Annotated in this window: 14 protein-coding genes; 7 read left to right on the top strand and 7 right to left on the bottom strand. The window is 29.3% G+C overall.

Going from position 1 to position 15,553, the window contains the following annotated elements; all coding sequences use genetic code 11:
* Positions 1-118: 118 nt before the first annotated feature.
* Positions 119-457: a hypothetical protein gene (locus COL3_RS21935; protein ID WP_008419998.1), complete on the bottom strand. Its 339-nt coding sequence runs from the start codon at positions 455-457 to the stop codon at positions 119-121.
* Between the two features lie 175 nt (positions 458-632).
* A complete protein-coding gene (locus tag COL3_RS21940) occupies positions 633-956 on the bottom strand; it encodes a helix-turn-helix transcriptional regulator (protein WP_008419999.1) in 324 nt (107 codons plus the stop codon).
* 317 nt (positions 957-1,273) lie between these two features.
* Here COL3_RS21940 and COL3_RS21945 point away from each other — a divergent pair, with 317 nt between their 5' ends.
* From COL3_RS21945 to COL3_RS21960, 5 genes are all read left to right on the top strand, one after another.
* A complete protein-coding gene (locus tag COL3_RS21945) occupies positions 1,274-3,169 on the top strand; it encodes a dynamin family protein (protein WP_008420000.1) in 1,896 nt (631 codons plus the stop codon).
* A 352-nt stretch (positions 3,170-3,521) separates the two neighbouring features.
* Positions 3,522-3,662 carry a hypothetical protein gene (locus COL3_RS28945; RefSeq protein ID WP_008420001.1) on the top strand — a complete coding sequence of 47 codons (141 nt, stop codon included), beginning with the start codon at positions 3,522-3,524 and terminating at the stop codon, positions 3,660-3,662.
* Positions 3,662-5,452: a dynamin family protein gene (locus COL3_RS21950; protein WP_008420002.1), complete on the top strand. Its 1,791-nt coding sequence runs from the start codon at positions 3,662-3,664 to the stop codon at positions 5,450-5,452. Before COL3_RS28945 ends, COL3_RS21950 begins: the two co-directional genes overlap by 1 nt.
* 14 nt (positions 5,453-5,466) lie before the next feature.
* A complete protein-coding gene (locus tag COL3_RS21955; protein WP_008420005.1) occupies positions 5,467-5,880 on the top strand; it encodes a hypothetical protein in 414 nt (137 codons plus the stop codon).
* An 11-nt stretch (positions 5,881-5,891) separates the two neighbouring features.
* The gene (locus COL3_RS21960; RefSeq protein WP_008420006.1) at positions 5,892-7,826 is read left to right on the top strand and encodes a dynamin family protein; all 1,935 of its coding nucleotides are present in this window, start codon (positions 5,892-5,894) and stop codon (positions 7,824-7,826) included.
* A 975-nt stretch (positions 7,827-8,801) separates the two neighbouring features.
* On the opposite strand, the gene COL3_RS21965 is transcribed toward COL3_RS21960, so the two are convergent.
* The 4 genes from COL3_RS21965 to COL3_RS28950 all read right to left on the bottom strand — a co-directional run bounded on the left by COL3_RS21965 (position 8,802) and on the right by COL3_RS28950 (position 11,981).
* Positions 8,802-9,761 (bottom strand): VOC family protein, encoded by a 960-nt coding sequence (locus tag COL3_RS21965; protein WP_008420008.1) that lies wholly within the window; start codon positions 9,759-9,761, stop codon positions 8,802-8,804.
* Positions 9,762-9,864: 103 nt separating this feature from the next.
* Positions 9,865-10,104 (bottom strand): hypothetical protein, encoded by a 240-nt coding sequence (locus COL3_RS21970; RefSeq protein ID WP_008420011.1) that lies wholly within the window; start codon positions 10,102-10,104, stop codon positions 9,865-9,867.
* Between the two features lie 536 nt (positions 10,105-10,640).
* On the bottom strand, positions 10,641-11,339 hold the full coding sequence (locus tag COL3_RS21975; protein WP_008420013.1) for a YdcF family protein: 699 nt from the start codon (positions 11,337-11,339) through the stop codon (positions 10,641-10,643).
* Positions 11,340-11,810: 471 nt separating this feature from the next.
* Complete coding sequence (locus COL3_RS28950; protein ID WP_008420015.1) at positions 11,811-11,981, bottom strand: hypothetical protein; 171 nt, start codon at positions 11,979-11,981, stop codon at positions 11,811-11,813.
* A gap of 1,182 nt (positions 11,982-13,163) precedes the next feature.
* On the opposite strand from COL3_RS28950, the gene COL3_RS21980 reads away from it, so the two are divergent.
* Positions 13,164-13,796 carry a PadR family transcriptional regulator gene (locus tag COL3_RS21980; protein ID WP_008420017.1) on the top strand — a complete coding sequence of 211 codons (633 nt, stop codon included), beginning with the start codon at positions 13,164-13,166 and terminating at the stop codon, positions 13,794-13,796.
* Positions 13,797-13,844: 48 nt separating this feature from the next.
* Here COL3_RS21980 and COL3_RS21985 read toward each other — a convergent pair whose 3' ends face one another.
* Positions 13,845-14,189, bottom strand: coding sequence for a hypothetical protein (locus tag COL3_RS21985; protein ID WP_008420019.1), 345 nt, complete (start codon positions 14,187-14,189; stop codon positions 13,845-13,847).
* 324 nt (positions 14,190-14,513) lie between these two features.
* On the opposite strand from COL3_RS21985, the gene COL3_RS21990 reads away from it, so the two are divergent.
* The gene (locus tag COL3_RS21990; RefSeq protein WP_008420020.1) at positions 14,514-15,431 is read left to right on the top strand and encodes an RNase H family protein; all 918 of its coding nucleotides are present in this window, start codon (positions 14,514-14,516) and stop codon (positions 15,429-15,431) included.
* The last annotated feature ends 122 nt before the right edge of the window (positions 15,432-15,553 follow it).

Here is a 15,553-nt window from a genome sequence, read left to right on the forward strand (position 1 = left end):
TCTATTTGGTGCAGAAAGATACACCAACTTAATGACTGCATAATTTATGAAGAATATGTACTTATATTTCACAGAATAACTTTTAACTCTTATTTATATAGAATATTAAGAAAAGTATTTATCTTATTTTTGTCATTCTATATATAATTATGAGTATCACAATAATTAAACCTGAACCATATATAAGTTGGTTATATTTTGCTAACCATCTTGGTAGAAATATATCAAATCCAATTTCAGGATTATCAATATATTTATATCCCAAAATTGTTAAAGGGCATTTTCCTTTATAAATTATCAAAATTACAACTTCAATAATTTCAAAACCAATTGCAATCCATAAATATAAATCTATCTTATTATAAATTCCTGCATATAATATATAGCAAAATATAAAAACATAAAAGGCCCATATTATTGTATGTATCAGTTTCAAATAGAATAATTTCTTATCCACATTTCTTCCTCCATTTAAATAAATGTTTACTTCTCCATAATAACTGAAGAATAGAGAAAATTAAAACAGCTACAATATCATGTAATTCTTGTAGCTGTTATTTTAATGATTTGTGAATGGTTTAAATATTAAACTACTTGTACTCAATTACTGCATTGTACTATACAGGTTCATCCTATTTAAAGTGCTTACCTAATAGCTTAATCATGTTTGCTACAAAATCTAACTGATTATCATTCAGATCATGCAAAAGCACCTTAATCTTATCATATTTAGAATTAGAAGTCTGATTTGTATTAAGTAATGAGTCAATAGAGAGTTCAAACACTTCTGCAATCTTGCATAACTTTTCTATACTAACCCCCCTATCTCCTCTTTCAACAAGCCCTAAAAATGAAGGAGATACATTTATGATTTCAGCTAGCTCTTCTATAGTTAGTTTTCTTTTCATACGTTCTTCTCTAATACGTACTCCAAGAATTTTTATATCAAATTCCATTAGAATCACCTCATATTGAGGTTATCTTTTTTATATTACTCACTCCATCAACTATAAGAATTATAATTTAAATTCTTGTAGAATTATTTTTATTATTCGATATAATATATAGTAGGCTTTGTTTTATGTAAAATTAACCTTAAAAATAATTATTATAGCATTAATACATGTCTGGATTATGTTGAAAATTGCAGTAATTTATATAAAAGATGTAGTAATACTCTATCTAATTAATAACTTTAGATGCTATTTATATATATTACATAAGATGATCTACTGTAATTGAGATCAATCGCTTTAGAAAGGACGGTAATGACATGACTGGTTTTGATTTATCAGTATATAGTAACAAAAAGGATTTTTTAATTAACAACTTAAATAAGCTATCAGAAATAGCTTCTGACTTAGGAATTGAGGATACAGCAATCTATATTCAAAAATCAATTTCAGAACTTAAAGATGATAAATTTAAAATTGTAGTAGTAGGTGAATTCTCAAGGGGCAAATCTACTTTTATAAATGCACTCTTAGGTAAGAGAATATTTCCTGCCGCTACTAAACCTACAACAACAATTTTAAATAAAATTTCATATAGTGAAATCCCATCTTACAAAGTTGTGTTTAAAGATAATGAAAACTCATTTAGAAATATTACTGAAGATGAATTCAAAAAAATAGTTGCTCCTAAAGAGCCTATTATTGATGATGAACAATCTGAACTTGATTATGAAAATGCTCTGAGGGAAATAAGTAAAATTTCTTATGCAGATATAGGGTATCCAACAGAATTATGCAAAGGAGGTATTGAAATAGTAGATACACCTGGTACAAATGATCTTGATGCTGCTAGAGAAGAGATTACATATAGATTTATTCCTGAATCAGATGTAGCTATTATGCTACTGTCAGCAAATCAAGCATTAGCAGACTCAGAAATGCATTTTTTAAAAGATAGAATTTTAAAAGCAGATATTCAAAAAATATACTTCGTAATTAACTTTAAAGATAGAATAAGAGACGAAAGAGATCAATTAAAGATAATTGATTATGTAAGAGAACATTTAGAGCCTGTTATAAATAACCCAAAAGTTTTTATGGTATCTTCAAAAGGTGCATTAACTTTTAGGAGATCATTTAATAACGAAGAAGTAAAAGGTGAAATTCCCACTATTGAATCAACTGGATTTGTGGAGCTTGAAGAAAATATGTCAGAATTTCTATCAAATGAAAGAGGTAATATAAAATTATCTAAATATATAGAACGAGGAATTAGGATAAGCTCAGATTTAAGAAAAAACTCTATAGCTATTTCTTTAGGAACATTAGATATTGGTATTAATGAACTACAACAAAAGATAGATAAATTAAAACCAGAAGTTGATAGAGTACGATATATCTGCAATGATTCTATTAATGATTTTAAAAGAATTCTTATGAATCATGGCACTGAAATACAATCAGAATTTCGTAGAGGTCTAGAAAGAATAGCTCATGCTGCAGTAAATGCTATTGATAACTACACCGGTGATCTAAATAAAAATGATATCGCTAGAGCTGTTGAAAATACAGTTGCACCACTACAAACAGATTTGCAAGATAGAATAAGTAAGCACCAGCAGGATTTAATACTTGATGAAATTAATAGATTAAATAGAAAACTTGCCTATGAGTGGGAATCTATCAACGACTCAATTTATAATGAATTAATAGCTGGATCATCACAAATTACTCTTTTAGAAAACCAGAAAAATAATTCATCAACCTATTCAAAAGATGATCTTAAACAATTACTTGCTAACCCTCTATTCCTTTCAGCATTTGTATTTAGAAGTATATTAATTAATCATCCAATTTTTGCAATAGGGGCTTTTATAGCTGGTTCTATATCATCTGTTTTTAAGAAGCTAAATAGAGGTAAAGAACTTACAAAAATAAAAGCCGAAATTGATAAGGATCATCGCGAATCTATTCCCAAATTAATAAATTCATTTAACTCTCAATGGCAAGAAAGCGTAACTGATATAGTTGAGATTATTAAAGAAGAATTAGATAGAAAATACGATGGTATTGAACAACAATTAAATTCAATTTTAGGTGAAAGGTTCAAGGAAGAAGTAAAAGTTGATGAAAAAAGGAAAGTTCTACATGAACAAGATAAGTTGTTAGAGGCTATAATTAATGATTTAAAAGAACTATCCACTAGTTTGACATAAACAATAAAGTCACAGAAGGGAATTTTAATGGGTAAATTATCTAGTATGTTATATAATTTTCAAAGGTGGCAGAGTTTTAAATTATTTTAAAACACTATCTAGTGTTGATAAAAATAAGATAATCAAAAGAGCAGTAATAAATCTGTAAATAAAGTAGTGTATAAAAACACACATAAGATTATAAGAAAACTAAAAGACATAGGATTACAGGAGGTCTGTATGGAGTTCAAACATAAATTAATGATTGCAAGTCTTATTATGATATTAGGGATTTTCTGCCCTATAATATGGATTATAGCTTTCATTGTGTTATATTTTAAGTTTAATAAAAACAATTAGAGGATGATTTACAATGTTTACAGATGTAGATAAAAAAGCAGAAGATAAATGTGGAACAGGTTGTTTAATCATTAATGCTGAAGGCAATCTACTATTAAGGTTGAGATGCAAAAGGGTGTTCACCATTAATGAAATTAAGGAGGATTATTGTTAATGAAAAATTTTGAAGACTTAAAAAATGAAATGCAACATTGTATTGAACGGTTAATTAGCGAAGTTATCGTCTTTATTCCCGAAACAATACAAAAAAAATATGCTGAAGACTTGTTGGAGGATTTACAAAATGAATTCTATACAGTTGTAATACTTGGTGAATTTAAGAGAGGTAAATCAACATTTGTAAATTCTTTATTGGGAGAAAATATATTACCTGTTGATGTCACTCCAACCACAGCAACAATAAATGCTATACTTTGGGATAATGAAAAATATATGTCTGTTTATAAAACAGATGGGTCAGTTGATACTTTAGAACTGAAAAATGAAAATTTAAAGAATTACGTTGCAGGCGCTGAATTTGATCCTGCTTCAATTCAGTATATAAAGCTAGGAATGTCTGCTAATATTCTAAAAAACAAAGTTGTTTTAGTAGATACTCCCGGTGTTGATGATTTGAATCAACAAAGAGTTGATATTACATATAAATTCATTCCAAGAGCTGATGCGGTACTATTTCTACTTGATGCTACTAACCCGGTAAGAAGGACTGAAAAGGAATTTATTGAAGATAATCTTTTAAGTAATGGAATTGATAAAATAGTATTTATTGCTAACTTCTTTGACCAGATAGACGAAGAAGAAGCTGAAGATGCTATTGAAGATATATCAAATAGACTTAGGAATGCATTAGGAGACAAAGACGTTCAATTGTTTGGCCTTTCCGCTAGACAAGCTCTTGATGCTAAAGTAAATGAAGACAACGAACTTCTTGAAATGTCTGGACTTTCAAAGGTGGAAAATGCACTAACCAAAATAATTGAATCAGGAACTCAAACTGAAGAAAAGATGGTCCGCTATAAGAAAAGATTACTAATGATATTAAATGCTTTGGAGCGAGAACTCAATTCATTAATTCACTTAGAAGGTTCAAGTATAAAATACCTTGATAATGAACTTAAAAGTATATCCCAATTAATAAAAGAAGAAGAAAAGCGTAAGGCTTCTTTAGATGAATATGTACGAAGACAGGAAAATGAAATGCTTGCAATAGTACGTAAATCTGTAAACTATTTTGGAGAGAATCTCAGAAACGACCTATATGATATGGTAGAAGATTATAAAGGTTCAGATTTCAAAAGTTTTATTGAAAGACAAATACCTAGAATAATAAAAAGAGATATTAATAGATGGATTCAACAGAACATGGCCGCTATAAGCAAAATGCTTCAAATGCTTGAAAATGAGCTTGCTTTAGGCTTAGCAAGACACTTTAACACTGCAATAACTAAACTTAACACTCATAAAGTGGGTAATGATATAGATAGCAATAATTTATTCACCTTTCAAATTGAAGCAGAAGATATATCAAAAACTCCATTAATGGCTGGAATATTAGCTGCAGCTGCATCAGGCTTAGCATCCATCCTTGCCGGTCCTATTTTAATGCCTTTTATAGGAATGGCTGGATTTCCATTTATTCAGAAGAAAATGCTTGAAGACAAACTCGCAGAAGCTAAGAATAAGCTAAGACCAGAGTTAAATATAGCAATAGATAACGTTATAGAAAACTTTAGTTCCTGTTTAGATGAACTAATTCTCAATAAAACTCATGAAATTAAAAATGCTTGCAGCATAACCTACGATCGCCTTCTATCTTCTATAAGCTTAAAAATTCAAAATGAAATTAATGAAAAGCAAAATGTAAAAATAAACTCACAAGATAAACTTAACAACCTTAACAAAGGTATAAGCATAATTAATGAAATTATGACTATTTTAAACTAAAGGAGGATCTTATCATGAATAGTGGTATTTTTAATGTATTTGATAATATTTTTGGCGATCATGATGTATACTCAGATGGCCATCAAATATCTCATTCTGAAAAGAATATCTTTGGTGGAGAAGATATATATTCCAATGGTCATAAAGTAATCCACACAGAAGCTAATTCGCTTGGTGGTAAAGATATTTATACTAATGGTCATCAAATTGTACATACAGAACCCAATATATTTGGAGGTGATAATATTTATAATCACGGACATTTGATAAGTCATACAGAAAGTAACATCCTAGGCGGCAATGATTTATATGCTGGCGGACATATGATAGCACAAACACAACAACTTGGTAATGGAATATCTATACTTAAATATTCTGATCCACTTGCACATATTGACTCTTATGAAATGCCATCTTTTCACTTATAAGGAACATAAGAATGAAATCTATTATAATAATACTTTTAATTAGTTTGTGTTGTTTGTGTGCATTATTTATTATCTACAATAATTATAATAAAAAAAGAAAAAAGAACTCAATTCAAAACACTAAAATAGCTGAAGTTGAAACAATTAATATAGACAAAGTTTCTAATTCAACTGATAAAAAAGAAAATAAAAATATAATAATAAAGAGACCATTAGTACCAATAAAAAATAGTCCTTTAATACTAGATGGTACACCTACTATGGTCATAAAAACAGTTCTCGATAGAGTCGCTGAACATATTAATAAGTTTGAAGAACTTAAGGCTAACTATAACGAAATAAATAGTTTATCTAAAGATAGTAAATCACCCTTGCTAGTAGTAATCATTGGAGAATTTAAAACAGGAAAATCTACTTTTATAAATGCTATATTAAGAGAAGAGTTATTAAAGTCAGACGTAACGCCAGCCACTGCAGTAGTGACTATGATAAAATATAGTTTAAATAGAGTTTTAATAGCATATCTAAAAGATGGCTCAACTAAACAATTTCCTTTAGATATGCTTGAAAAACTCTCTGCTGAAGGAGACTCATCAGCAGAAGAATTTAGATCTAATATCAGTTATATTGAAATAGGAATTCCTAATGATATTCTTAATGATATAACAATTGTAGATACTCCAGGATTAAATGCTGATAAACCTCTTCATACTATTGCTACTAAGGATTTCATGAACCGTGCTGATATTGTATTATGGATGTTCTCATATGCCAAAGCTGGTTCAAGAACTGAATTGGCTGAAATAAAAAGCTTGAATAATAATCTTAAACCCATAGGCGTTGTAAATAGAATAGATGAAATTGATCCTGAAGAAGAAGATGCAGATGAACTATTGGATGACCTAAAAAAGAGATTAGGAGATGCTGTAAGCCATGTTGTTGGAGTTTCAGCTTTAGAAGCAATTGAATCTCGAAGAAACAATGATATTAGTAGATTAAAATCAAGTAGATGGGATCAATTTGAAATAATACTCAAAGAGCAAGTTATCTCTAAACATGAACTAAAGAAATGTACCAGCATTCTATTAAAGTTAAAAGGGTTTATAGATAGACTAAATTCCATAATACTACTAAATGAAAATAAATATAAAGAAGCTACAGAAGACTTTAATAAATTAAGTGAATTATTGTCTCATACGAAACATAGAAAATTACAATTGGATGCACTTGCTAAGTGCTGGAACACAAATAGTACCCATTTTTATCTTCAACATATTATAAAGCTTGATGACTTACCTAACTATATAGAGAGTTATGAAAAACTAAATTCACAAAAAAAGTTAATTACGGAAGTCTATTCGGTACTTTCTGAAGAGAAAACTAAACTAGATTTTAGTGATGAAGTGAAATTAAAAGTAGATAAGGATGCTTATAAAAAGGAATACGACAGCTTTAAATATGAACAGGATAAATATAATTCTTCTGGCTTTTTTGGTGGAAAACCCGTTTTTGATTTTAATGGCGAAGGTAAGAGACTTCAAGTTAAACAAGCTTTCCTTAAAAATACACAGGAAGTACTTTGGGCTCGAGAAGAAGAATTAAAAGATAAAATAAACGCCTTAAATTCCCGTATAGACCGAAGTGAACGAGATGCTAAAGAACTCTATTTAAATGTAAGAAATAACATTAAATCTAGCGCAGAACTTACTAAAGCCAAATTAGTATCCATAAATAATGAATTAGCTGAAAGTAAACAAAGAGTAGATAAATTAAAATGGGTATTAAATGCTAAAAATGCACTATATAAAAATATAGCTCCCGATATTAATTCAGGTCTTGTATATATAGAGCAATATATTCAAAAGGGTCGTGGTATAACACCTATTGAAACAACTATACATAATATAGATAATTTAACATCTAAAGTATTAACCAATGTAGATTAATTTATAATCCAAGTACTGCTATGTAAGTATATACCGCAGTTTATGTTTTCTATCAAACCCATGTAGCCATCCAGTGATGGCATGCATGGGTATTTTACTCATTGCAAGATTGTGATAAACTTAGAGATTTAATTATTGATGAAATAGGCTGTATAGTTGAGTACTGGTGATTCGTTATGTCAGGATACTCTTTGCTTAGATAGTATATCATATTAATTATAATTCTCTAAAGATCCTCTATTGAATAATTAGTCTTTAAAGCATAAAGCGGTTATAACTTAACTTGCTTTATGCTATTTCTTTCAATAATAGCTTTAATACCGGTTTTTAGTGAAAAATCATATATCAATGTTACAAATACAGCAATATTTTTGTTCTAAAAAACTATAAATAAATAATACTTAAATAAATGTAGAACTTGTAACTCTGAATTTGTAAGTCACTATAGTACATAAAAATCCATATATAATTTCTCTCAGTACCTGGTATCTAGCAATCAATATTAATAGACCGTTTCATGCCCCACCATTCAATATTATCCTCAATCAATCCCTTGTATCAATAAAAGGTGCTGGGATTTTTCATGCTATGATGATAAAAAGTACCCTAGAAACAAGTTTTATCAATACCTGTATTCTGCAACTCTATTTTAATGCATTCTTCAATATATTTTATTGGAAGAACTATATCGTATGATGCAAGTTTTCATCTACGGAACTTCATATGTTTTAGCTTAAAGAATAAAACCTTTCTGCTATGTCTTATAATTTAATAGGCAATTAAAGGACATTGCGACCTAACAATGCAAGCCCATCAAGGGCCATTAACTTCTTAAAAAACTCTCCGCTTCCATCATCAAAATAGCCCTTATCATTACCAAATCACAAGCTTGATCTCCAACTCCAAGTATAGCAAAGTCTATAACCCCACATAATCTGCCTTAAATAAACTTTTGTACTGAATTATAAACTTTACCTATCTCGCCTGCCTGAATACAATTGCGGTACCAAGTGCTGTACTAGCTGGTACAAAAATATCTCCTTGAGGTGTTTCTTTCACTTGAAATCCATTACTCTCTATATACTTGTGTGTCATTGAAATATCACGCACTTTCACCACATATCCCGCAAAGGCTGGCAAATCAGGTACTGCTTCACCTGATAATATTCTATTTAAATGAGATCCAGGTACAATTGTTATTCGTGCATTTTCCATATCAAAGATACGAGCTGCTCCATCAACTTTCACATCGCAACCTAGGTATCGCTGATATCTCTTGGTGAAATCATCAATCTCGGTATCAGCAGCACAAAGTATCACCTCAACTAGCTCAATTGCGCCATTTGGATGATCCATATGTGTTTGCGCCTGTAAAGTTTCTAATGGTGGAATATCGGCTATAGCTAATCTTCCTTCTGGAACATCTTCTCCGTCAATTTCCAAAACCTTCAGCGACAAAACCTTCACACCCTCTGTAGTCTCGATAGGGCGTTGGACCGGATTTACACCACTATGCCCAATTCCATTTTTATCGAAACGTGCTGCAGAAGCCTCCACATCTGGTGAATAGAAGCATAAAATATGTGTTCCTTCAAAACGCGCTAAGCAGCTGGAAACAGTATCAACGGTACGTTTGATATTTTGAAGAACAAGAGGAAGTGCTGCTGATGGAACCTGAATAGGAACCATTTTTGCATCTTCGGGAATCTTTACTCCCTCTTTTACCACAGTAGCAATCTCAACAAAGTTGCGTAAAAATGTAATGTGTGTATTCGCAACACCAAGAGTTTTAGGTTCCTCACCTTCTTTTTCAGCCATCAAGGGATAGGCTGGTGTAAGACAAACAAAGCCTAACTTCTTATAAAGTTCTAGTGCAGCACTCATATCTGTTACAACATGGCCTGCATGATGTATATGCTTAATTTCAGTATTCATAAAAATCTCTCCTTTTTCTAAAATTTTTAAAGTATTCTTTCTATCTATTATTAGCTATCGCACCACTACCAATACTAACCGATTGGTATGTACAACTTTTAAGCTATGCGTACTTATCTGTTTTTTCATCGGTTGTTTTAATATGTGAATTTTCAATAATTGGCTTTTCCCAATATTGTCCTGTCCTTGTATCTAATAAAACTATATTTTTTTCATCCATCTTAATCATTTGATATACCCCAGTTTCACTATTTTCACTGATTCTTAAAATATACCTTCCAAGTATAATACTTGCACATATCATAAATACCCCTATTATTACTGCTGACAGTATAATATACATTTATATTAACCCTCCCCTCAAAAATTTACTTATAGCCGATTCTATAAATCTATAATTAATGAACAATAGTTTACAAGAACGTCAATTTATTAATATCATTATACTTACAATAATTAAATAGATCAGAATAATCATTCCTGCAAACTTGCAAAGTTAGTTTTAATATTATCAGTATCAATAATTGCAGAATGTATTAATTTCACTTTGCGAGATTACACTTATAATAAAAAAGAATAACTCATTAGACTTAACAGCCAACTTCTGTATTCGGTAAATTAAGAATGTATAAATACGCAGTCAATACAGGCTTATAATTATTAAAATAGCGTCATAAATATTCAAACATAAAAGATACACCTCCCAATGTTATATATTGATAACATTGGGAGGTGTACTTCAGTAATGCTCTTAAAATAATGGGACTTATGACGTTTTATAAGAATAATGGGTCATACCATTAAAAAATGGCTCGCTTTCCTTCACTATTTATAAATAATATATATATTAGTTCAGTTAAATATTATGATTTAACTATATTATTTATCAAATACTAAACTTTTAACAACTGCAAAGGCCTCCCTAATATAAGTTGAAGGAATTAAAGGCCCTCTCAAAGTACTTGAATAATTATCAAAATTAGTATATCCATTTTTCTTAGCCAAAAGACTACTTCTAAATGCATGATAATCCGTTGTCACTATTTTTACGCTGACGTTAGATATTGATTTGTTGCTGTGCTCTTCTATCTTCTCCTTAGAAAATTTCAAATTTTCGTCAGTGTCTCTCGACTTATCCTCTAATATTATTTTGTCTTTATCTATACCTCTCTCCTGTAAATATTCACTCATAGCTTGAGCTTCTGACACCTTTTCATTTTCACCTTGTCCACCAGATACAACGATATATTGATCAGGATTTTTTTCTTCACACTTTATTACTGCATCTAATCTTTCACTAAGTATTGAATTAGGAGTTTTTCCATTATTAAGACCTGCTCCAAGCACAATAATATAATCATCTCTTTTCTCATTATATTTTGGATAACTTATTATTGCAGCTTCTATACCTATGAAAAGTATACCTAATATGCATAGAGACACCTTTATAAATTTATATATGTTTAAGTAAAACTTGCTTTCTTTTATTCTGTTTTTGAAAAAATAGTGGCCCAGTATTATTCCACCCAAGATTAGGAATGGTATACTAACTGCACTCCACAGGGTTATAATACCCATATATATCCTCGTCAAATTTATCTCCCCTATCCTATCTATTTCTCATAATACCTTCTTTCAGATTAAACACTCATTATTATAGTACTGCAAAACAAAAACTTATATCATAAGAAATTTCTTAAAAAACCTTAAGATTTTATTAATATAGGCTTTAATCTTTGAGTAAGCTATTTAAATATTCATTAAAAATCTCTAATGCTTTTTATATTATAACACATACTCTTCAAAACTCTTTTGATATTCTTTATTGGGCTTGGATAAAAACAAATCTTTTATAAATCAATCATCCTTTCTTTAAATGTCTTAATTCGTAAAATCTTACAACTGTGAACTAAATACTTTACAAAATAGTTATATCATAGATACCCCATATATTAATATTATAACTATATTTTTTCTCTTTTACTGAATAAGTATTCAGTTTTTAAATCACAGTATAGGCTGCCGAAAGTTACATTTTAAAATTGCAATCTACAGAGGGCAGACTTTCCCCCTTGAAAATCTGTTTTCCTTAACTTCATTTGTAACTTCTGTAGCAAATGAGCCTAACACAAACACTTCTTCAAGATAGTGCAGTATTTCCTCTTGTCCTGCTGTTCCTAAAGCCTCTATATCATTCTTTACTGACTCTACAGTTGGCATAATAAGACATCCGTAATCATTCGTATATTCTTATTATAGCCAATTCAACAGATTGTAGTCAAATTTCAACACTATTCTTGAACAGAGCCAAAATTAAAAAGCACCCTTGTTTTAGCGGACAAAGTGCTTTTTAATTCCTCAAATACATATTCACATAAGACAGCCGAGTGGCTTTCCTATATTTATATTATAGCACGGAAACATAAAAAATAAACAATGCCCTAATAATCTTACATAAGAAAACGAACTATACAATAGTAAGCTTGATTTACACCATAATTCTTGTTCTTTACAGAATTGAAATTATTTTATTAACCAATATCTTAAATTGAGTATTTACTTCCTACTTATAAATAATGCTGCTATATATTAAATATCAATTTAGGATAACGATACTAAACACTTCTGTCCTTATCCCTCCCTTAAACATTACAACAAATAATCCTCTATGCTATAATTCAGCAATACTATAGAAAGTATTCTATATATCTATAAATATAAATAATTGTAGATAATTATATTTATTTATCTTTAATTATAGATAAATATCTTTACCCATAATTATCTATAATTATATTTTATTAATTTTTCAAATGAACTGGTAGACCATTTAAATTCTTAGATTTCTTCTTAACTATATCTTCAATTTATTAGCAACTATCTCAATTGACTTATATATTCTAAAAATTATATATAGTTTCTCCCGGTACCAGGTAGTTCAAATTGAAATAATTTATATCGTTTCATGCCCCACCCCTATTATATTACTTCATATATTCCACATTATATTTCCTACCTATGTATAAGTAGTTAACTCTTACATCATTCAATATACTTGCCCCAATAAATTCAATGGATTCATTCGTGTACTAAACTAAAGCTTAACCTTCGGTAATTCTTCTTTAACTTTCTAGGTAAATAAAATCTCTCTCTAATATTTTAAATGGTATAGTATCTTACTATTTAAATTCAATGTCTTACAATCCTACTGTATACATCTCTAATAATTTTATTTTTTGATATCCGTAGCCGGATAGCTTGGATGGACTTTTTATTGACTATATTCATCAATATAATATTAATGCCATTAAACCGTTGGTTATTACATTTTGGAATAACCAACGGTTATTTGTCCTGAGCATGACATTAAACTGCTCTATATTTTTAAAAGGAGGTCATATAATGACTATTTCAAAAACAAGTAAAAAAAGCAAAAAAGGGGTGAACTTATTAGGTCCTTATAAACCTGTAAAAAGAACTTCAAGTGATGATTACAAAGCTGAATACAACAGGATGTTTCCAACTAAAATGTCCAGCTCCAACTTCTTACTATTTTATACACTATTTTTACTAAACAAGAAGTCTGAGCCTTTATATGGTAAAGAGATGTTAATAGAGATACAAAGGAGTGTAAGTGTTGATATTTGGAAACCTTCACATGGTACTTATTATCCCCTTTTAGAGGAGATGGTCAAAGCTGGCTATATAGAAATTGTTAAAAATACTACGTCTAAGAAGTTCTATTCTATTACCGAATTAGGTAAAAAAGAATTGGAATTGAGACTAGCTGAATTTAAACCTATGCTTATTAAAGCTTCTGATTTCTTTTCTAAAGTTTCAAACATAATCTATGATTCAGATCAAATTATTAATGCTACCATAACTAATATTCCAAAATCTAATCATAAACTAGTTCTTGGATCTGATGATAAATTTCTTGAAATGTTATCTAATATAAACATTAAAATTGAAGAACTTAAGAAAATGATTGAAAATGAATGTATTGAAATTAAAGTAATAAAATCCATTAAATAATTTAATGATGCCAGTGTATTTGACCTGGCATCAATTTATTACTTTTTATTATGTGGTCTTTTCATCTAAAGGTAATCTGTCACCATGAAGGCAGTAATTAAAATATGTAAAACTATATTTGTCCTTGAATTGCTGAACATTCAATGCACGAAGCTTCATATCCATTACTTTCTTCATAGCTTCAGTATAAAGATTGTTACCTAAGATTATTTCATTAGAATACTTATTATATAATTTCTTTAAGGCTTTCTTTACCGATTCAGGATTGCACACATTATCGTCCCTAATTAGCAGCTCACATTCCTTGGTGTTATAAAATTTCACATCTAAATTCCAATAATAATTAACTAAAAATCCGGCACACTTATAAAATAATAAAATATTATCCTCCATGCTAACACTCCCCTCACATGAGATAATATAGCACATTAATATGTAAATTCAAATACAAAAATAAAAGTGTATATGCCTTTAAATGTAAAGATAGTTTTTATTAATTGTTCGTTTCCAATCGTTACGTTAAAACTAATATTATGATCAAATATTATACTGGAATCTAACACTAAAGCTATTATAATGATAACAAGAGATATGTTTATCTAACAATAATTATATATTGTATATGTAATTCTGTATTCAATAAAGCTATCTCTTAACAATGATCAATTTCTATAAAAAACACTTAATAAATATGTATTATTAAAGGAGATTAAAATCATGAGTGATACAAATATTTCTATTTATACTGATGGATCCTATAGGGATAACATTGGTGGATATGGTTTTTATATTCAATCAAATACTCCTGTCTTATCTAGTAAGGCCGTATACGGAGTATGTCCTGCAAGCAGCAGTACTGCTATCGAAATAATAGCAATTACAAAGGCAATACAATATCTAAATACTATAAGCCTTAGAAATACTAATTTAGCTATTAACTGTGATGTAATAAACATAGTTCAAACTCTTAACAATAAATTTTACGAGAAATGGGACAAGTATTACTGGAAGAATGGGAATAATCAGCCTATTACCTCTAACATTGATGAATGGTTTGCTCTTATAACTACTATCAAAAATTATGGAGAAGACCTGATAAAATTCAAAAAATCTAAGATTGGCAGACCAAATACAATCGCTCATTGTTCTGCTCGCTTAGGTTTGGACCTATCAATAGATTATGATATCAATACATTTCATATAGTTGATAAAGTTACTAGTATAATAAAGAATAATCCCAAGTTATCATCTAGATTACCTATTTTAAATGATACCTTAACTTTGCAGAAGCCTTGGGAATCAAATAGCACTTATTCAGAAAAAATAAGTTGGTTCAATCCTGAATATATGCCTATTGAATATATAGATATAAATAACATCATCCTAACTGAAGAAACTCACTTGCAATGTAGATCCATTCCATTTAATGGTTCTCTTCAAAAGGTTAAAGAATCTGGAGAAATAATCAATCCTCTAGCAATTCGCCCAGTAGATAATGAAAAGTATAGCCTTGTAGCTGGAATGAAGAGTTTCTGTGTATCCAAATTATTATTCTCTACTAAACTTGTGCCATGCTATATTACAGAGCTAACCCATGATGATTTTATTGCTAAATATGGTAAAATAGTAGACTAATATACATTTATTAATAAGTCCTGATTTAACTCTAATCAGGACTTATTATAATCAGTGCCTAATTTTAGAATTTATAATTAGATTTTGTAATATCATATAGCAACTTACGACCAATTTTTATT

It is taken from the genome of Clostridium sp. LS (assembly GCF_002760435.1).
Classification (GTDB): domain Bacteria; phylum Bacillota; class Clostridia; order Clostridiales; family Clostridiaceae; genus Clostridium.